Source organism: Microbispora sp. ATCC PTA-5024 (genome assembly GCF_000511135.2).
GTDB lineage: Bacteria > Actinomycetota > Actinomycetes > Streptosporangiales > Streptosporangiaceae > Microbispora > Microbispora corallina.
Genome location: NZ_KI866522.1, coordinates 116,423 through 134,496, shown reverse-complemented (window position 1 = coordinate 134,496; position 18,074 = coordinate 116,423). Strand labels below are relative to the sequence as shown.

Annotated in this window: 15 protein-coding genes; 11 read left to right on the top strand and 4 right to left on the bottom strand. The window is 75.5% G+C overall.

Features of this window, described 5'->3' with window-relative positions; translation table 11 throughout:
• On the bottom strand, window positions 1–944 hold a 944-nt coding region (locus MPTA5024_RS00590), incomplete at its 3' end, for an aminoglycoside phosphotransferase family protein (RefSeq protein ID WP_036322649.1).
• A gap of 130 nt (window positions 945–1,074) precedes the next feature.
• Here MPTA5024_RS00590 and MPTA5024_RS00585 point away from each other — a divergent pair.
• Entirely contained in the window at window positions 1,075–2,229 is a 1,155-nt protein-coding gene (locus MPTA5024_RS00585; protein WP_036318586.1) for an RtcB family protein, read from the top strand.
• A 15-nt stretch (window positions 2,230–2,244) separates the two neighbouring features.
• Here the strand turns inward: MPTA5024_RS00585 and MPTA5024_RS00580 are convergent, their stop codons facing one another.
• Both MPTA5024_RS00580 and MPTA5024_RS00575 read right to left on the bottom strand, forming a co-directional pair.
• Window positions 2,245–3,519, bottom strand: coding sequence for a cytochrome P450 (locus tag MPTA5024_RS00580; protein ID WP_036318583.1), 1,275 nt, complete (start codon window positions 3,517–3,519; stop codon window positions 2,245–2,247).
• Between the two features lie 36 nt (window positions 3,520–3,555).
• A complete protein-coding gene (locus MPTA5024_RS00575; protein WP_232326091.1) occupies window positions 3,556–4,560 on the bottom strand; it encodes a cellulose binding domain-containing protein in 1,005 nt (334 codons plus the stop codon).
• A 599-nt stretch (window positions 4,561–5,159) separates the two neighbouring features.
• Here MPTA5024_RS00575 and MPTA5024_RS00570 point away from each other — a divergent pair.
• The 3 genes from MPTA5024_RS00570 to MPTA5024_RS00560 all read left to right on the top strand — a co-directional run bounded on the left by MPTA5024_RS00570 (window position 5,160) and on the right by MPTA5024_RS00560 (window position 8,133).
• Window positions 5,160–6,623, top strand: a complete 1,464-nt coding sequence (locus MPTA5024_RS00570) for a DUF2079 domain-containing protein (protein ID WP_051457557.1) — start codon at window positions 5,160–5,162, stop codon at window positions 6,621–6,623.
• 30 nt (window positions 6,624–6,653) lie between these two features.
• Complete coding sequence (locus tag MPTA5024_RS00565; protein ID WP_232326090.1) at window positions 6,654–6,983, top strand: PadR family transcriptional regulator; 330 nt, start codon at window positions 6,654–6,656, stop codon at window positions 6,981–6,983.
• Between the two features lie 94 nt (window positions 6,984–7,077).
• Complete coding sequence (locus MPTA5024_RS00560; RefSeq protein ID WP_036318580.1) at window positions 7,078–8,133, top strand: hypothetical protein; 1,056 nt, start codon at window positions 7,078–7,080, stop codon at window positions 8,131–8,133.
• A 9-nt stretch (window positions 8,134–8,142) separates the two neighbouring features.
• Here MPTA5024_RS00560 and MPTA5024_RS00555 read toward each other — a convergent pair whose 3' ends face one another.
• Window positions 8,143–9,030 carry a UbiA family prenyltransferase gene (locus MPTA5024_RS00555; RefSeq protein ID WP_232326089.1) on the bottom strand — a complete coding sequence of 296 codons (888 nt, stop codon included), beginning with the start codon at window positions 9,028–9,030 and terminating at the stop codon, window positions 8,143–8,145.
• A 105-nt stretch (window positions 9,031–9,135) separates the two neighbouring features.
• On the opposite strand from MPTA5024_RS00555, the gene MPTA5024_RS00550 reads away from it, so the two are divergent.
• The 7 genes from MPTA5024_RS00550 to MPTA5024_RS00525 all read left to right on the top strand — a co-directional run.
• On the top strand, window positions 9,136–10,197 hold the full coding sequence (locus tag MPTA5024_RS00550; RefSeq protein ID WP_036318578.1) for a type III polyketide synthase: 1,062 nt from the start codon (window positions 9,136–9,138) through the stop codon (window positions 10,195–10,197).
• 15 nt (window positions 10,198–10,212) lie between these two features.
• Window positions 10,213–10,785, top strand: coding sequence for an isoprenylcysteine carboxyl methyltransferase family protein (locus MPTA5024_RS00545; RefSeq protein WP_036318575.1), 573 nt, complete (start codon window positions 10,213–10,215; stop codon window positions 10,783–10,785).
• Complete coding sequence (locus tag MPTA5024_RS43155; RefSeq protein ID WP_036318573.1) at window positions 10,782–12,047, top strand: NAD(P)/FAD-dependent oxidoreductase; 1,266 nt, start codon at window positions 10,782–10,784, stop codon at window positions 12,045–12,047. The genes MPTA5024_RS00545 and MPTA5024_RS43155 overlap by 4 nt, the downstream gene beginning before the upstream one ends.
• Window positions 12,048–12,400: 353 nt before the next feature.
• Window positions 12,401–13,102, top strand: coding sequence for a sensor histidine kinase (locus MPTA5024_RS00535; protein ID WP_051457556.1), 702 nt, complete (start codon window positions 12,401–12,403; stop codon window positions 13,100–13,102).
• A 289-nt stretch (window positions 13,103–13,391) separates the two neighbouring features.
• Complete coding sequence (gene lanKC / locus MPTA5024_RS00530) at window positions 13,392–15,989, top strand: class III lanthionine synthetase LanKC (protein ID WP_157099237.1); 2,598 nt, start codon at window positions 13,392–13,394, stop codon at window positions 15,987–15,989.
• Between the two features lie 5 nt (window positions 15,990–15,994).
• Window positions 15,995–16,120: a SapB/AmfS family lanthipeptide gene (locus MPTA5024_RS40525; protein ID WP_157099236.1), complete on the top strand. Its 126-nt coding sequence runs from the start codon at window positions 15,995–15,997 to the stop codon at window positions 16,118–16,120.
• A 109-nt stretch (window positions 16,121–16,229) separates the two neighbouring features.
• On the top strand, window positions 16,230–18,074 hold a 1,845-nt coding region (locus tag MPTA5024_RS00525), incomplete at its 3' end, for an ABC transporter ATP-binding protein (protein WP_063794599.1).

The following is an 18,074-nucleotide window of genomic DNA, read 5'->3' as shown; positions in this document are numbered from 1 at the left end:
AGCCAGGCCAGCGCGGCGGCCCCCTGGGCGCGCTGGAACGCGCGCAGCGTCGGCAGGCCGGGCGGCGGCGGGCGGCGGCCGAGCTCCAGGAAGAAGCCCGTCAGCGCGGCGAGGACGGCCGTCACGGCATCGGGGTCGGCGCCCCTCGCCACCGGGTGGGGGCCGAAGACCTCGGCGGGCGGCGGGCCGCCCTGCATGGCCACGCTGGGCAGCATGCCGAGCAGGTCGAACCACGGCGGGGCGAGGCAGGCCCACGGCCAGTCGACGAACATCACCCGCCCGTCCTGCGCCAGCAGGATGTTGTCGGCGCGCAGGTCGGCGTGGGCGAGCGTGTCCCCCTTCAGCGCCACCGGCCAGCCCGCCTCCAGCTCCGCGAGCCGGTCGAGGTGGCGCAGCGCCCAGGGGCCGAGGCCGTCGTCGGGGTCGGCCCCGAGCCGCCGCCACCCCTGGAACTCCTCCCGGAACCGGTCGGTCGCCGCGGTCACGGGGATGGGCGCGGGCGTGAGGGCGCCGGCCAGCGCGGTCAGCGCGTCGAGCACGCGGCGCAGCTCGGCCGGATCCCACGGCATCGCGGGCGTCCGCCCCTCGACGTCCTCGAACAGCAGCACCACCCAGCCGTCCCGGTCGAACGACGTGAGCAGGCGGGGCGCGGGCACGCCGGGCGGCAGCGCCGCCGCGATCCGCGCCTCACTGCGGTGCATCGCGGGGCTGTCCGGGTTCTGGGCGGCGCTGACGGCCTTCACGAACGCCCTGCCGCCCCCAGCCAGCCGCAGCCGGGCCGCCACCCCCGGGGAGAATCCGCCGGGCTGGCTCACCGCCTCCGCCACCCGGTCGCCGAGGTGCCGTTCCACCTCCTCCCGCGTGCCGGCGGGCAGCGCGGCCCAGGCCAGCCGTACGCCCGCTGCGGGCGGGGCGGTCACGCGCACCGATGCCTCGTCGCTCATCCCCGCATGATGGGCGGGGTCCGCCGACCGGCGCAATCGAATTCCGGGAGGCCCGGGGCCGGTTGAATAATCGGTTGGGATCCCACGCGGACGTCGGCACAGTGGATCTCGACCGACCGAGGAGATCATCATGCCGAAGCAGGTAGCGCACAACCTTCTGTCGTGGGCCAGCGAGATCGACGAGGGCGCCGTCGAGCAGGCCGCGCGGACGGCCCGCCTGCCCTTCGTGGCGGGGCACGTGGCGCTCATGCCCGACGCGCACGTCGGCATCGGCGCCACGGTCGGCTCGGTGATCCCCACTGAGAACGCGATCATCCCGGCCGCGGTCGGCGTCGACATCGGCTGCGGGATGGTCGCGACGGAGACGACGCTCACCGCCGCCGACCTGCCCGACAGCCTGGACGCGCTCATGCCGCTCGTGGAGCGGCGCATCCCGGCGGGCGTCGGCAGGGGGCACGAGGACCGCGCGGCCGATCGCGCCCTGGCCGAGCTCGGCCGGCCGCACACCGCGCTCACCCCCAAGCAGGAGAAGACGGTGGCGGTCCAGTTCGGGACGCTCGGCTCGGGCAACCACTTCGTCGAGGTCTGCCTCGACGAGCGCGACCGCGTGTGGACGGTGCTGCACTCCGGCTCGCGCGGCATCGGCAACCAGCTCGCCACCGCCCACATCACCGGCGCCAAGAAGCTGATGAAGCGGCAGCTCATCGGCCTCGAGGACCCCGACCTGGCCTACCTCGTGCAGGGGACGCCCGAGTTCACCGCGTACGTCGAGGACATGCTCTGGTCGCAGAGGTACGCGATGGCGTCGCGGGCCCGCATGGACCGGGCGCTCGTCGAGGCCCTGTTCCGGGTCGCCGGCGGCGGCGCCCGGGTCCGCACGATCAACTGCCACCACAACTTCACCCAGCGCGAGACGCACCTGGGCCGGGAGCTGTGGATCACCCGCAAGGGCGCGATCAAGGCGGACGTGGGCGACGAGGGCGTGATCCCGGGGTCGATGGGCACCCGATCGTACATCGTCCGCGGGCTCGGCAACCCCGCGTCGTACGCCTCCTCCTCGCACGGGGCGGGACGCAGGATGTCGCGCGGGCGGGCCAAGCGTGAGCTGTCCGCCGCGTCGCTGGCCGAGGCGATGCGCGGCCGGACCTGGAACGCCGACCGGGCGGCCTTCCTGGTCGACGAGCACCCGGAGGCGTACAAGCCGATCGACCAGGTGATGGACGACCAGAAGGACCTGGTCGAGGTCCGGCACACGCTGCGCCAGGTGTTCAACTACAAGGGCTGAGGCTGAAGGCCGAGGCTACAAGGGCTGCGGCCGCCGGTCCCCCGCCGCGGCGGGGGACCCGGTCCCGGCCCGGACCCCGGGCGTCAGGACGAACCCGCTCGCCACCCGGGCAGGGACGCGCCGCAGCGAGATGGTCAGGTCCTGCGCGGGGACGGCCTGGTCCAGCCGGGCGAGCCGTACGGACAGGTCCTCCAGCAGGGAGACGGTGGCCGGCTCACCGGGGCAGCGGTGGCCCGTCGCCGGGTCGCCGCCGCCCTGCGGGATCAGGTCGAACGCGCCCGTCCTCCGGCCGGTGAACCGGCCGGGGTCGAAGACGTACGGGTCCTTCCAGAGCCGGGGGTCGTGGTTCTGCCCCCAGATGTCGAGCATCACGAGCCAGTCGGCCCTGATGTGCTCGCCGCGCCAGGTGAGATCGGTGACGGCCTTGCCGGCCACGAAGGGGGCGAAGGGGTAGAACCGCCGCACCTCGTGGGTGAACGCCTCGGCGAACGCCGGGTCGCCCCCGGCCAGCCGGGCCCGGTTGGCCGGCCACCGATGGAGGGCGTGGGCCGCGAACGTCACGAACCACGAGGTGGCGACGGTGGGCCGGATGACGTTGAGCAGTTCCACGGCGGCGATCCGAGAGGCGAGCGGCCGCCCGCCGAGGTCGCGGTGGCCGGAGACGGCGGCCAGCGCGGAGCCCGGCGGCGGGGTGACGGCCCCGCCGCGGACCCGCTCGACGATCCCGGCCAGCCACTCCTCGCGCCGCCTCCGGGCGGCTCTGGCACGCCAGTGGCGGGGGCCCGGCGAGCCGAAGCCGTCGACCATGGCGACGAGGTCGGCGGCCAGGCCGGGCACCTCGGAGGCGTCCAGGGGGATCCCGGCCCAGCGGCACACGCCCTCGGTGAGGATCCCGGCAGCCGCGTCGAAGAGCACCACCGGGCGCCCCGCCGGCCAGGAGGCGGTCGTCCGCTCCCACACCGCCGCGACCTCCTCGGTCAGCCCGGCCACCCGCTCCGGCGTCATGAGCGACACGAACACCGCCTTGCGGGCGCGGTGGTCGTCCCCGTCGAGCGAGTGCACCGCGCCGTGGCCGAACAGCGTGCTCTTGACCGGCTCGGGCAGTGCAGGGGCGCGCCGCACGTGGTCCTCGTCGTAGAAGAAGCGGGCCGCGTCGGGGCCGAGGAGGGCGAAGGCCCGCTGACCCATCACGCGGGTGTGCACCACGTCGCTCTCGGAGCGCCGCCGGAGGGCGGGCAGCCACGCGTAGCCTTCGAGCAACAAGGTGAGCGTGTTGTCGAGCAGAGGCATGCGTCGTGCCTGCCCGCCTCCCCGGGCGGGAAACGCTCAGGCGGTGGAGCAGGCCGTCCCGTTGAGCGTGAACGCGGCCGGATGGGGGTCGGCGCCGGTGTGCGCGCCGTTGAACCCGATCTGCACGGACGCCCCCGGCCGGATCACCGCGTTCCACGGCATGTTCACCGCGGTCACGGCCGAGCCGGACTGCGACCAGGTGGCCGACCAGCCCTGCGTGAGCCGCTGCCCGGTGGACGGGAAGGCGAAGCGCAGCGTCCACCCGTCGATCGGGGCGGCCCCGGTGTTGGTGATCGTGACGGAGGCCGTGAACCCGGTGCTCCAGGACGTGTCGGCGTAGGTCACCGCGCAACCCTGGGGCGTGGGGGTCGGCGTGGGGGTCGGCGTGGGGCTGGGCGAGGGGCTCGGGGTGGGGAAGCCCTCCCGCGCCAGGGCCGCCAGCAGGTCGGACGGCAGGCTGAGGTTCCCGGCGGCGTCCTCGGCGACGACGAAGTAGGTGTAGGTCCGCCCGGTGACGAGGCCGCCCTCGACGAAGAACGGCGAGGTCGTGGTGCCCGCCCTGAGGTATCCGGTCGCGGTCTGGCGGTAGACGTCGTACCGGGTGACGCCCACGTCGTCGGTGGAGGGGTTCCAGCAGAACGAGGTGCCCCGGAAGTCGTACGCGCAGCCGTCGCGCAGCCCGGCCGGCCTGCTCGGCGGCGTGGTGTCCCCCGGGGTGGGGGTGGGGGACACGTACACGCCGGTCACCGCGGTGGCGTTGACGAGCGCGGACGGCTCGCTGGTGTTGCCCGCGGCGTCCTTCGCCACGATGTAGAAGGTGTAGACCCGGCTGCGGATGAGCCCGCTGATCACGGTGATCGTCCCGGTCGGGGACGCCGCCTTGACGAACCCGCCGGTGTCGAGCCGGTAGACCTCGTACCCGGTCACGCCCACGTCGTCGGTCGAGGCGCTCCAGCACAGCCCCACCACGCCGCGCGTGTCCCCGGCCGGGACCGGGGGCGGGCACAGCGTGATGCCGGACGGCCGGGACGGCGGCGTCACGTCCCCGCCGGGCGACGCGCTCGGGGACGGCCCGTCGGTGACCCCGGCGGCCGCGGAGTGCGGAAGGACCGCCGCGGAGTGCTCGAGAGGCGCAGCGACCGCGGCAGGGTGCTCGAGAGGCGCAGCGACCGCGGCAGGGTGCTCGAGAGGCGCAGCGACCGCCGCGGGGCGCTCGAGAGGCGCAGCGACCGCAGCGGAGTGCGAGAGGGTCGCCGCGAGCGCGGCGGGTGCCGCGGCGCCCGTCAGCAGCGCGGCGGCGAGAGCGGCCGCGGGCGCCCACGCGCCGGCCCTGGGAAGTCTCATGAACGGCTCACCTCGTGTGTGGCTGGCCCGACGAAAGCCAGATGGAAGTCCGATGGAAGTCCGCCCCAGCGGTGCTCGCCTCCGGATCATCCGTGCGGTCCGGCCGCCCGTCAAAGGCGCCCCCGCCTCGCGCCCGATCCCCCGGGACGGGGCTGAAACTTTCACCCGCCGGCGGCCGGGCGGTGGAACGGTCACGTGACCGTACGGGGTCGGCAACGGCGTGGTCATCAGCGGATACGTGAGGTAGGCGGCCCGATACGGTGGGCCTGCCCAGCCTCCGACAATTCACGAGAGGGATGCCCGGGGACACGCGGCCGCCCTTCACGGACCGGCGGGACGCCGTCGCGGTGGCGCTCGTCACGACGCTCGCGGCCGCCCTGTACGCGTTCCGGTCGCTGGTGGCCTTCGCGCGGTTCCGCGCCGGCGCATACGACCTCGTCATCTTCGACCAGGCGGTCCGGGGATACTCACGCCTCGGGGAACCGATCTCTCCCCTGAAGGGCGTGCACAACGGGTTCGGGCCGCACTTCTCGGTGCTGGGGGACCACTGGTCGCCGGTCCTGGCGGCGCTGGCGCCGCTCTACCGCCTGCACGACGGGCCGCGGACCCTGCTCGTGGCCCAGGCCGTCCTGTTCGCCCTGGCCGTGCCGTTCCTGTGGGCCTACGCCCATCGGGCGTTCGGGGGGACGCCCGCCGCGCGGTGGGCGGCGTACGCCACCGCCGTCGCGTACGCGCTGTCGTGGCCGGTCGCCGAGGCCGTCGCGTTCGACTTCCACGAGGTGGCGTTCGTGCCCCTGCTCACGGCCGCGGCCCTCGAACGCCACCAGGCCGGCCGCCGGGGCATGGCCGCCGCCGCCGCACTGGGCCTCCTGCTCGTGAAGGAGGACATGGGCCTGCTGGTGGCCGGGATCGGGCTGGTCCTCCTGACCAGGCGCGGGGAACGGCGCGCCGGGGCGCTCCTCGTCGCGGCGGGCGCGGCCGCCGTGTGGCTGACGACGTCGGTGCTCATCCCCGCCGCCGGGGGCCGGCCCGGCTACTACTGGGCGTACGGGCCGCTCGGCCGCGGGCCGGGCGAGGCGGTCGCCCACGCGGCCGCGCACCCCGGTGACGCCCTGGCCCTGCTCGCGACGCCGCCGGCCAAGGCGGCCACGGCGCTGCTCCTGGTGGCCCCGGCGCTGCTCACGCCGCTGCTGTCCCCGATCACCCTCGCCCTGCTCCCGCCGCTGCTGGAACGAATGCTGGCGTCGGGGTTCCCCAACTGGTGGTCCCTCCACTACCACTACAACGCGTTCGTCGTGGTGGTCGCCTTCGCGGGCGGCGTGGACGGCGCGCGGCGCCTCGCCCGCCGTCTCCCCCGGCCGGACGTCGCGGTCAGGTGGTGGGCCGGGCTCACGCTCGCCGTCTGCCTGGCCGGGGTGCCGTTCTTCGCCTTCGGCGCGCTGCTGTCGCCCGCCTTCTACGCCCGGACGCCCCGGACGCTCGCGGCGGCGCGGGCCGTGGCGGCCGTGCCGGACGGCGTGCTGGTGGAGGCGTCCGACAACCTGGCCCCCGCGCTGTCGGCCCGTACGCGGACCCTGCTGTGGGACCGGACCCCGCGGTGGGCGCCGTGGGTGGTCGCGGACGTGCGGCGCCGGACCTTCCCCTTCGCGTCGCGCGAGGAGCAGGCGGCCCGGGTCAGGAGCCTGCTCGGCCACGGCTACCGCGTCGTGTTCCGGGAGGCGGGCTACCGGGTCCTCACCCGCGATATCCGGCCCCGTTGAATATCCTGCCCACCGATATATCCTGGGGTCATGACGATGACGGAACCCGCCTTCCTCGTCCTCACCGCGCTGGTCGACGAGCCGAGGCACGGCTACGGGATCGCGCAGGAGGTCGAGCGGCTCTCCGAGGGACGGGTGCAGCTCAAGATCGGCACGCTGTACGGCGTGCTCGACCGGCTGGCCGCCGACGAGCTGGTGGCGCTCGACCGCGAGGAGGTCCGCCAGGGGCGGCTGCGCCGTTACTACCGCCTGACGGACGAGGGGGCCCTGGCCCTCCAGGAGGAGGCCGCACGGCTGGCGGCCAACGCGCGCCGGGCGAGCGAGCGCCTGCGCGCCCGGTACGCCGGAGGTACCGCGTGACCGGGGCGAGCGAGCGCCTGCGCGCACCGGTACGCCGGAGGCTTCGCGTGACCCGGGCGGCCCGCCCGCGCCGCGCGGCCGGGGAGGTGGCATCGTGAGCCTGCTGGAGGACCGCTACCGCTGGGTGCTGCGGCTGCTGCCCGCCTCCTACCGGGAGGGGCGCGAGGAGGAGATGGTCGCCGCGTTCCTCGAGGGCTCGCCGGGGGCCGGGGACGACGCCCGCCCCCGCTGGCCGGAGGTGGCGAGCGTCGCGGCCCTCGCCGTACGGGTCCGGCTGGGCGGCCCCAGCTCCACGGCCCGGTCGGCCGCGTGGGGGCAGGCCGTCCGGCTCGCCGCGACGTTCGCCCTCGCCTACTGGGCGGTGCTGGGGGTCGCGTTCGCGATCTCGTCCCTGGTCGACGACGTCGCCGGACCGGGTTCGCGGGCCGCCTCCCCGCCGGACGGCGCCGCGTGGCCGTGGAGTCTGGCGGCGGGCCTGTCGCCGCTGCTCTGGGCCGCGGCGTTCGCGGCGCTGGCCCTCGCCCGGCCGCGGCTCGCGAAGGAGGCGGCCGCCCTCGCCCTCGTCCTGCACGTCGCACTGGGCGTGGCCGTGCTCGCGCGGGCGCCGCACGGCGACCTGACCGACCTGGTCCCGCCGACGTGGCCCCTGGGCGCGGCGACCGTCCTGCTGCTGGGCGCCGGGTTCCACCGGGACGCGCCGCGTGAGCGGCTCGCCCTCCGGACGCCCGCCGTCGCGGTGGCCTCCGTGGGCCTGGTGTTCGCGCTGCTTCCCCTCGCGTCGGGACTCGCCGTGCTCGCGAGCGGCGCCGACCCCCGGGTCTGGGCGTCGGCCGCCCCGCTGCTCGATCCGCCCGGCCTCGCCTGCCTGGGACTCGTGGCGGCCGGCGTCGCGTACGTCCGCGGGCGCCTCAGCTCCGCCGGGACGCACGCGGCCGCCGTCCCGGTCGCGCTCGCGATCCTCACCGTGCCCGTCCTGCCGGCGCGGGCGGACGCGCTGAACCTCTCCGTGGCCGACCCCGTCAGCCGGGCGATGACGCTCATCGCGGCCTGCCAGCTCGCCGTGGTCGTGGTGTGCGGCGCGGCGCTCGCCGTCCTCGGCGCGCGGGCGTTGCCGCCCGTCCCCGCGCGGCGGGCCGCCGAATCGGGCTGACCGCCGGCTTCAGGACGTGGTGAGGACGCCCGTCCCGGTGGCGGCCAGGAGCGCGACGTCCACGGCGGCGGCCGCGACGGCGGCGGCGAACGGCACCCGGGGCGAGCGCCCTCCGAGCAGCGCCCCGGCCGCCGTGCACAGGCAGACGACGCCGAGCGCGGCCCATCTGACCGGCCCTGCGGGCCCCGGGGGCGCCAGCACCAGCAGGACGGACGCGGCCAGCAGCGGCAACGGCAGCAGGACCCGCACCCGGCGGGGGCCGAGGCGCTGCGGCCAGCCGCGCACCCCCGTCGCGACATCTCCGGCGATGTCCGGCAGCACGTTGCCCAGGTGCGCGCCGCAGCCGAGCAGCGCGCCGGCGAGCACCGCCCACCAGGCGGGCCAGGGACGGCCCGGCAGCCCCGTCGCCACGAACGCGGGAACCGCCCCGAACCCCACGGCGTACGGGAGCCAGGACAGGAGCGTGCTCTTGAGCCGCAGGTTGTAGGCCCAGGCGGCGCCCACGGCGGCGAGGTGCACGAGGCCCGCGACGACGCCGCAGGCGAGCGAGAGCGGCACGCAGAGGGCGAGCGCGGCGAACGCGGCGGCCCGGACCGTGCCGGCGCCCACGCGCCCGGTCACGATGGGCTTGTCCGTGCGGCCGGTCGCGGCGTCCCTCGGGGCGTCCACGGCGTCGTTGCACCAGCCGACCGACAGCTGGCCGGTGAGGACGGCGGCGACGACGACCGGCAGGCCGGCGGCGCCGCGTCCGCCGATCGCGGCGAGCGCGGTGACCAGGGCCGTGACCGCGACGGCCGGCCCGGGGTGGCAGGCGAGCGCGAGCCCGGCCACGGCCCGCGACGGCCGACGCCGCTCCCGGCCCAGAGCGCTGTCGCGCGCGGTCCCGCTGTCCGTCACCAGACGAGAGTAGACCGGGAGGACGCGTGCGGCGCATGAGGCATGCGGAACGCCAAGACGGGCAAAAGGGATAGTGACTGCTGTCACCTGCCCGGGGGATGTCGAATGACGCGAATCGCGGCCGTCCATGGTGTTCTTCCCCCCAACCGCTACACGCAGGCAGAGATCACGGACACCGTGGCCCGGGTGTGCCTCCCGGCGGGCGCCGACCGGCGGGTCCTCGACCGGCTGCACGCGAGCGCCCGCGTGGGCCACCGCAACCTCGTCCTCCCCCTTGAGCAGTACGGGAAGCTCGACGGCTTCGGCGCCGCGAACGACATCTTCATCGAGGCGGCCCTCGACCTCGGCGCCGAGGCCGTGGCCGGCGCCCTCGACGCCGCCGGCCTCAACCCCGCCGACATCGACATGATCATGTGCACGTCCGTCACGGGGATCGCCACGCCGTCGCTCGACGCGCGCCTGGTGAACCGCCTCGGCCTGCGCCCCGACGTCAAGCGGGTGCCGGTGTTCGGCCTCGGCTGCGTGGCGGGCGCCGCCGGCATCGCCCGGCTCCACGACTACCTGCGCGGCTGGCCGGGCCACGCCGCCGTGCTGCTGTCGGTCGAGCTGTGCTCGCTCACCCTGCAGCGCGACGACTCCTCGATGGCGAACCTCGTGGCCGGGGCGCTGTTCGGCGACGGCGCGGCCGCGGTCGTGGCGCTCGGCGACGACCACCAGGGCATTTCCGGAGCGGGGCCGGCGGTCGTGGCGACCCGCAGCAGGCTCTATCCCGGCTCGGAACGCGTCATGGGGTGGGACGTCCGGGACACCGGGTTCCGCGTCGTGCTCGACCCCGGCGTCCCCGGGGTGGTCCGCGCCCACCTGGGCGGCGACGTGCGCGACTTCCTGGCCGACCACGGGTTGACCGGTGACGACGTCACCGCCTGGGTGTGCCATCCCGGAGGGCCGAAGGTGCTGGAGGCGGTCGCCGAGACGCTCCGGCTCCCCGAGGGCGCCCTCGACCTGACGTGGCGCTCGCTCGCCGACATCGGCAACCTGTCGTCCTCGTCGGTGCTGCACGTGCTGCGGGACACCCTCGCCCTGCGGCCGCCGCCGCCCGGCACTCCGGGGCTGCTCATGGCGATGGGCCCCGGCTTCTGCTCGGAACTCGTCCTGTTGCGCTGGTAGGGACCGGAGGACGTCGTGTCGCCCTGGTACACGCTGCTCGTCGCGCTCGTCGGCCTGGAACGGCTCGCCGAACTCGTCGTCGCCCGGCGGAACCTGCGCTGGAGCCTCGAACGGGGAGGGGTCCTGTCGGGGCGCGGCCACTACCCCTACATGGTCGTCCTGCACACCGGGCTGCTCGTAGGGTGCCTGCTGGAGGTGTGGCTGGCGGACCGGCCGTTCGTGCCCGCCCTCGGCTGGCCAATGCTCGCGCTGGTCGCCGCCGCCCAGGGACTGCGCTGGTGGTGCATCTCGACGCTGGGACCCCAGTGGAACACGCAGGTCGTCGTCGTGCCTGGGCTGCCGCTGGTGCGCCGGGGGCCGTACCGGCTCTCCTGGCTGCCGCACCCCAACTATGTGGCGGTGGCGGTCGAGGGCGCGGCGCTGCCGCTGGTGCACACCGCGTGGATCACCGCCGTGGCGTTCACGCTGCTCAATGTCCCGCTCATGGTCGTCCGGCTGCGCTGCGAGAACGCGGCACTCGCCGCCCTCGCCCGGGAGCCCGGCCTGCCGGGGCGCTCCCCCGCCGTTTCCGGCGAGACGCCGGCGTGATCGACGTCCTGGTGGCGGGCGGCGGGCCCGCGGGGCTGGCCACCGCGATCCACGCGGCGCTTTCGGGTCTGGAGGCCGTGGTCGTCGAGCCCCGCGCGGGCGCGCTGGACAAGGCCTGCGGCGAGGGCCTGATGCCGACCGGCGCGGCCGCCCTGCGGGACCTGGGCGTGACGGTCCCCCAGGGCGTTCCGTTCCGGGGCATCCGCTACGTGGACGGGGCGCACCGGGCGCAGGCCCTGTTCCGGGACGGCCCCGGCCTCGGCGTGCGCCGCACCGCGCTGCACGCCGCCCTGCTCCTGCGGGCCGAGGAGACGGGTGTCCGGGTCGTGCGGGGCAGGGTGGACGGCCTGCGCCAGGAGCCGGACCGGGTGGCCGTCACCCTGCGCCGGCCGGCCCGCGCCGGCGTCGAGAGCCGGCAGGAGACCCGTCGCCTGCGCGCATCCCAGGCGGACGGCCCTGACGGCGCGCGCGAGGAGTCCCCGGGCGCGGTACGCGAGATGTCCCCGGGCGGAGCGTTGGAGGGGTTCCCCGGCGGGGCGCGCGAGGGGTCCCCGGGCACGGCGTGGGGGGAGTTCCCGGGCACGGCATCGGAGGGGTTCCCGCGCATGGCGCGGGAGGGGTCATCCGAGATGGTGGAGGCGCGCTGGCTGGTGGCGGCGGACGGGCTGCACTCCCCCGTGCGCGCCGCCCTCGGGCTCGGCCTGCCCGTGTCCGGGCAGCGCCGGTACGGACTGCGCCGCCACTACCGGATCGCCCCCTGGACCGACTTCGTGGAGGTCCACTGGGCCCCGGGCGGCGAGGCGTACGTCACCCCGGTCGGGGACGACCTGGTCGGCGTGGCCGTCCTGAGCACCCGGCGGCGCGGCTACGACGAGCACCTCGCCGAGTTCCCCGACCTGCTGGCCCGGCTGGACGGCCCGGCCGCCACTGCGGTGCGGGGGGCCGGGCCGCTCCGCCAGCGGGTGCGGTCACGGGTCGCCGGGCGGGTGCTGCTCGTCGGCGACGCGGCGGGCTACGTGGACGCCCTGACCGGCGAGGGGCTGTCGCTCGCGCTGCTGTCGGCCGGGGCGCTGGTGCGGTGCCTGCGGGACGGCCGTCCCGACGCCTACGAGGCGGCCTGGCGGCGGCTGTCGCTGCGTTCGCGGCTGCTGACGGCGGCCCTGCTGGAGGCGCGCCGCCACCCCGCCTGCGCGCGGCTGGTGGTCCCGGCGGCCCAGCGGCTCCCCGCCGTCTTCCGCGCCGCCGTCCGCGCCCTCGCCTGACCGCCGCGCGCCCGGTCTATATGCCGCCGGTCGCGCCCGCGCCTCAAGGCCACGCACCGTCTTCCGCGCCACCGTTCCTCCGCTCCCCCCGCCGCGCGCCCCGGCCGGACACGGGTGAGACATCGGTTCACACAGGGCAATGGCGTGGTGTGAGAGCAGGTCATGTGATGTTCATGGCCGGAATTCGAATTTCGCTGGCCCCGATTCAACGCGCACATCCAAGGGCCGCGCGGAATAGAACAGAATTCGACACGCTGCGAGTGGCCATATTTCTAGATTTCTATGCCAGGATCTAGCGTGTGTACCGAAAGGCGAGGCCGAGCTTCCGGCGAGGATGACTGGAGGATCCTCACTTGCCCAGCTCCCCGATACTCGCCGTCCTCTCACTGCTCGGCGCGCTGCTGTGCGCGGCCCTGCTCCTGCGCCGCCTGCGGCGGCTGCGGGCCATGCAGGCCGAGGCCGTGAGACAGGCGGCCCTCGACGCGCGGGAGCAGTTCGGCAGAGACGTCCACGACCTGGTCAGCAGCCGTCTGTGGCTGGCCACGCTGAAGTGCGAGATCGCCTACCGCCTGGCCGACGACGACTCCCCGGTGCGGGCCGCCCTGGCCGACGCCCTGCGCTCGATCCGCCAGGCCGCCACCGACATCCGCGACGTGACCAGGTCGTACCAGGAGATCTCGCTGGCCTCCGAGCTGGCGAACGCCCGTGCCGTGCTCAAGGCGTACGGCGCCGACTGCAAGGTGGAGCTCGACGACGGGGACCTGCCGCCCGAGCTCGACGCGGTGCTCGCGGTGATGGTGCGGGAGGCCGTCACCAACGTGCTGCGCCACAGCCGGGCCAGCCTGTGCGCGATCGAGGTGACGGTGCGGGGCGGCCTGGTGTCGCTCGTGGTGGCCAACGACGGCGCGGACCCCACGGCGCCGGCCGGCGAGGGACGCGGCATCGACAGCCTGCGCAGCCGCGCTGCGGCCGTGAACGGCATGGTCGGGACCGTCCTCGACCCGGACGGCTGGTTCCGCCTGATCGCGGAGATCCCCGCCCGGCCGGCTCGCTAGACCCGCATCGCTCCCCTGATACGGGCCGGCACGAAGCCATTTTCCTACCCAACCTGCCGGTATTACATAAAGGAATGCGACACGGCCTGCCGGGAATGGCGCACCGGCATTGACCTCGCAATTGACAGATAAGCGCACAGCCGTGCCCGTGAACCGGATCACCCGTCACCCGTGACCGGGATCACGGTTCCTTATGTGAAGATCCCATATATGGCCGTTGACGGGCGTAACTAGGCTCACGCCTCCATTTCCGGAATTCTTTGATGTGACCGGCCTAAGGGGACATCTGGTGATTAGTAAGTACGAGATTTACTGCCTCGCAGATCCCTTGTTCTACGACACCCTCGACAGCAAGCGCGCGGAGCACCCCGACTTCACCGTCGCCGAGCGGCCCGTACCCAGCGGGTGGGCGCACCTGGCGACCGACACGTGGCTCCACTACGCGCCGGCCGGCGCCGACCTGCCCACCCAGGGCTGGAAGATCCACATCTCCTCCCGCGCGGACGACGCGGAGCGGGTCATCTCGGCGGCGTGGGACTACTGCGTCCTCCGCGGGCTGGCCTTCAAGTTCCTCCGCGGCCGGCGGGTGATGCTGATGCAGAACTCGAAGTACGCCTTCCGGGGGTCCAGCGGCAAGCTCGTGACGATCTACCCGGTGGACGAGGCCCAGCTCGAACTGGTCTTGAAGGAGCTCGCCGGGATCCTCGACGGCGTCGAGGGGCCGTACATCCTCAGCGACCTGCGGTACGGCCCCGGCCCGCTGTTCGTCAGGTACGGCGGGTTCGCCGAGCGCCACTGCGCCGGCGAGAACGGCGAGCGCGTGCTCGCGATCGAGGATCCGGAGGGCCGGCTGGTGCCGGACGTGCGCGGCCCCGGCTTCGCCCTGCCCGCGTGGGTGCCCCTGCCCGCCTTCCTGGAGTCCCATGTGGCCGCCCGCAACGCCGTCACGCTGGAGGGCCTGCCGTACCGGGTCGAACGCGTGCTGCACTTCTCGAACGGCGGCGGCGTGTACCTGGCCCGCGACGTGCGCGACGGCGCGCAGGTGGTGCTCAAGGAGGGCCGCCCGCACGCCGGGCTGGACGCCGCCGGCCGCGACGCGGTCAGCCGCCTGCGGCACGAGGCGGACATCATGCGGCGGCTCGACGGCCTCGACGCCGTGCCCGCCCTCCGCGACTACTTCACCCTCGGCGAGCACCACTTCCTGGTCCAGGAGTACGTGGACGGGACCACCTTGAGCCAGCTCGTCGCCCAGGAGCACCCCCTCACCCGGGCTGACCTGACCTCGCGCATGGTCGCCCACTACACGGAATGGGCGACGGGGATGCTCGCCCGGGTGAGGCGGGCCGTCTCCGCGGTGCACGGGCGCGGCGTGGTCTTCGGCGACCTGCACCCCTTCAACGTCCTGGTGGCCGGCGAGCGGGTCGTGCTGATCGACTTCGAGGTGTCCTCGCTCGCCGAGGAGCGCCGGCGGCCCACGCTGGCCAACCCCGGCTTCGCCCCGCCGCCCGACCGCCTCGGCGTCGAGGCCGACGAGTACGCGCTGGCCTGCCTGCACCTCGGGATGTTCGCCCCTATGGCGACCATGATGCTGCCGCTCCACCGGCCGAAGGCCGCCGGGATCGGCCGGCTCGTGGCCGAGACGTTCCCGGTGGAGCCGCGGCTGGTCGGCGACGCCGTCCGGACGATCCTCGGCCACGAGCCGCCCGAGCCGGAGCCGAGCCCGCTCGGACGCGACTGGCCGGCCCTGCGGGACGCCGTCGCGACCGCGATCCTCGCCTCCGCCACGCCCGGGCGGGACGACCGGCTCTTCCCCGGCGACATCGTGCAGTTCGAGCCGGGCGGCGGGGTCGGCCTGGCCAACGGCGCGGCCGGCGTGCTGCACGCCCTCGCCGCGACCGGCGCCGGGCGCTTCCCCGAGCACGAGGAGTGGCTCGTCAGGCGGGCGAAGAAGCCGGGTCCCGGCATCGGCTTCTACAACGGCCTGCACGGCGTGGCGTACGCGCTGGAGGCGCTCGGACGGCGGCAGGACGCGCTCGACGTGGCCGAGCTGTGCGGACGGCAGAGCTGGGAGCATCTCGACCTCAGCCTCTACGGCGGGCTCGCCGGCGTCGCCCTCGCCCTCCTCCACCTGCACGACGCCACGGGCGAGCCCGGCTTCCGCGAGGAGGCGGACCGCCTCGTCGAGGCCGTGGCCGGCCGCCTCGGCGGCCCGGACGACGTGCCGGAGGTCAGCGGCGGCGCGAACCCGCACGCCGGGCTGATGCACGGCTCGTCGGGCCCGGCGCTGATGTTCCTGCACGCCTACGAGCGCACCGGCGACGCCGGGCTGCTCGACCTCGCGGCGACCGCCCTCCGGCAGGACCTGCGCCGCTGCGTGACCAGGGACGACGGGCAGCTCCAGGTGCAGCAGGGCTGGCGGACCAACCCGTACCTGGACGAGGGGTCGGCGGGCATCGGGCTCGTCCTGGACCGCTACCTGGCGCACCGGGACGACGGGCGGTTCGCCGAGGCCCTGGCCGCCATCCGGCCGGTCGGCCGGCTCTCCTACTACATCCAGTCGGGCCTGTTCGCGGGCCGGGCCGGCATGATCGCCTGCCTGTGCCACGGGATCCGGCCCGACCGGGAGGCCGCGGCCGAGCAGATCCGGCTGCTGGCCTGGCACGAGATCCCCTACGGCGGCGGGCTGGCCTTCCCCGGGGCCCAGCTGCTCCGCCTCTCCATGGACTTCGCCACAGGGAGCGCCGGCGTGCTGTTCGCGCTCGGCACCGCGCTGCACGACGAGCCGGTGAGCCTCCCGTTCCTCGAGCCCCCCGGACGGTCCCAGGCGCAGGGGCCCCTGCGTACCGCCGCCGGGTCTCATGTCCCGACCAGCACGGGAAGGAGGTGAACGTCATGGCGCTCCTCGACCTGCAGACCCTCGAGGCCCCCACCGGCGGTGGTGGCGGCGGCAGCAACCTGAGCCTGCTCGGTTGCACCCCGCACGAGAACAGCAGCCTCAGCGTTCTCTGCGGCAACTAGTGATATTCAGGGAGCCCTGGGCGGCCTCGGCGGCCGCCCAGGCTCTTCCTCGTCTCCGGCCCGCCCTCGCCGCGGCCGGGACCTCGTCGAGGGAGGAGGTGAGGACGGCGTGTCCCCGGCGGATCTGCTCGTCATCAGGGCCGTACGGCAGGCCGGTCCCTGGCTGGCCGCCCTCGCCGCGACGGCGCTGCTCGGCGCGGCCGCCGAACTGCTCCTCCCCCTCGCCCTCGGCCGCACGCTCGACGCGCTCGTGGCGGGCGGCCCCGGCAGCGGCCGGTGGCTGACCGTCTCCGCCCTGCTCGTCGCCCTCGTCGCGGCCTGCGACGCGACCGGCGTCCTCGCCTCGGGCGTGAGCGGCGCCCGTTCGGCCCTGTGGCTGCGCCGCCGGGTCGTCACGCACACCCTCGCCGTCGGCACGGCCATGACCCGGCACGCCGCCCCTGGCGAGATCGTCACCCGGGCCGGCGTCAACGTCGAGGAGGCCGGGCGCACCCCGGAGGCCGTGGTCACCGCGGCGGCCCTCGTCGTCCCGTCCGCCGGGAGCGTGGTCGCGCTCGCCCTGATCGACCCCTGGCTCGCCGCGACGCTCGTCGCCGGGCTGCTGCTGATCGTCGGCGTGCTGCGGGCGTTCGTCCGGCGCACCACGGCCGCCTCGGGCGGCTACCAGCAGGCCCAGGGCGAGATCGCCGCCCGCCTCGTCGGCGCGCTGGCCGGCGCGCGCACGATCACCGCCGCCGGTGTCGAGGAGCGGGAGGCCCGGCGGGTGCTCGCCCCGCTCCCCCGCCTGCGCGCCCACGGCCTCGACCTGTGGCGACTCCAGGCCCGGGCCGGCGTCCAGGCGGCCGTGGTCGTCCCGCTGCTGGAGACCGCCGTGCTGGCCGTCGGTGGGCTGCGGCTGTCGGCCGGCGGCCTCACCGTGGGCGAGCTGCTGGCGGCCGCCCGCTACGTCGTGCTCGGCGCCGGCCTCGGCTCGGCCGTGGGGTACGCCGCCCGCCTGGCCCGGGCCCGCTCGGCCGCCGCGCGCATAGAGCGCCTGCTGTCCGTGCCGCCCCCGTCGTACGGCTCCCGCCCGCTGCCGCCCGGCCCGGGCCGGCTGGACCTGCGCGGCGTCACCGTCCGGGCGGAGGACGGGGCGACGCTGCTGCACGACGTCGACCTCGTGGTGCCGGGCGGAGCCTGCGTGGCCGTCGTCGGCCGTTCCGGGTCGGGCAAGTCGTCGCTGGCCGCGGTGGCGGGCCGCCTCGTGGACGCCGAGCGGGGGACCGTGCTGCTCGACGGGGTGCCGCTGCCGGAGATCGGGCGGCGGGAGCTGCGGCGGGCCGTCGGGTACGCGTTCGAGCGGCCGGCGTTGTTCGGCGAGACCCTGGGCGACGCCGTGGCCTTCGGGCAGCCCGCCCACGACGCCCGCCGCACGTTCGAGGCGGCCCGGGCGGCCTGCGCCGACCCCTTCGTCCGGCGGCTACCGCTCGGCTACTTCACCCCGGTGGCGGACGCGCCCATGTCGGGGGGCGAGGCGCAGCGGATCGGCCTCGCGCGGGCGTTCGCCCAGGCCGAGCGGCTGCTGATCCTCGACGACGCCATGTCGAGCCTCGACACGGCGACGGAGCGGCAGGTCGCCCGCGCCCTCACCGGCAGCCTCGGCGACCGCACCCGCCTGGTCGTGGCGCACCGGGTGGCCACGGCCGCCCGCGCCGACCTGGTGGTCTGGCTGGAGGACGGCCGGGTCCGGGCCACGGGCCGGCACGAGGCCCTGTGGGAGGACGCCGGCTACCGGGCCGTCTTCCAGGAGCCGCCCGCGCCGGAGGAGGACCCCGCCCAGGAGGACCCCGCCCAGGAGAACGCGTCGCGGGAGGACCGGGCCCGGGAGGACGCGGCGCGCGAGCACACACCGCGACACGACGAGGCCCGGGACGACCGCGCGCGGCGGGACGCCGGGGCGGGGGCGGCACTCACC

Excerpts from the sequence above, each read along its gene's own strand:
- MPTA5024_RS00585 (WP_036318586.1), top strand. The coding sequence starts at position 1,075 with ATGCCGAAGCAGGTAGCGCACAACCTTCTGTCGTGGGCCAGCGAGATC.
- MPTA5024_RS00580 (WP_036318583.1), bottom strand. The coding sequence starts at position 3,519 with ATGCCTCTGCTCGACAACACGCTCACCTTGTTGCTCGAAGGCTACGCG.
- MPTA5024_RS00570 (WP_051457557.1), top strand. The coding sequence starts at position 5,160 with ATGCCCGGGGACACGCGGCCGCCCTTCACGGACCGGCGGGACGCCGTC.
- MPTA5024_RS00565 (WP_232326090.1), top strand. The coding sequence starts at position 6,654 with ATGACGATGACGGAACCCGCCTTCCTCGTCCTCACCGCGCTGGTCGAC.
- MPTA5024_RS00550 (WP_036318578.1), top strand. The coding sequence starts at position 9,136 with ATGACGCGAATCGCGGCCGTCCATGGTGTTCTTCCCCCCAACCGCTAC.
- MPTA5024_RS40525 (WP_157099236.1), top strand. The coding sequence starts at position 15,995 with ATGGCGCTCCTCGACCTGCAGACCCTCGAGGCCCCCACCGGCGGTGGT.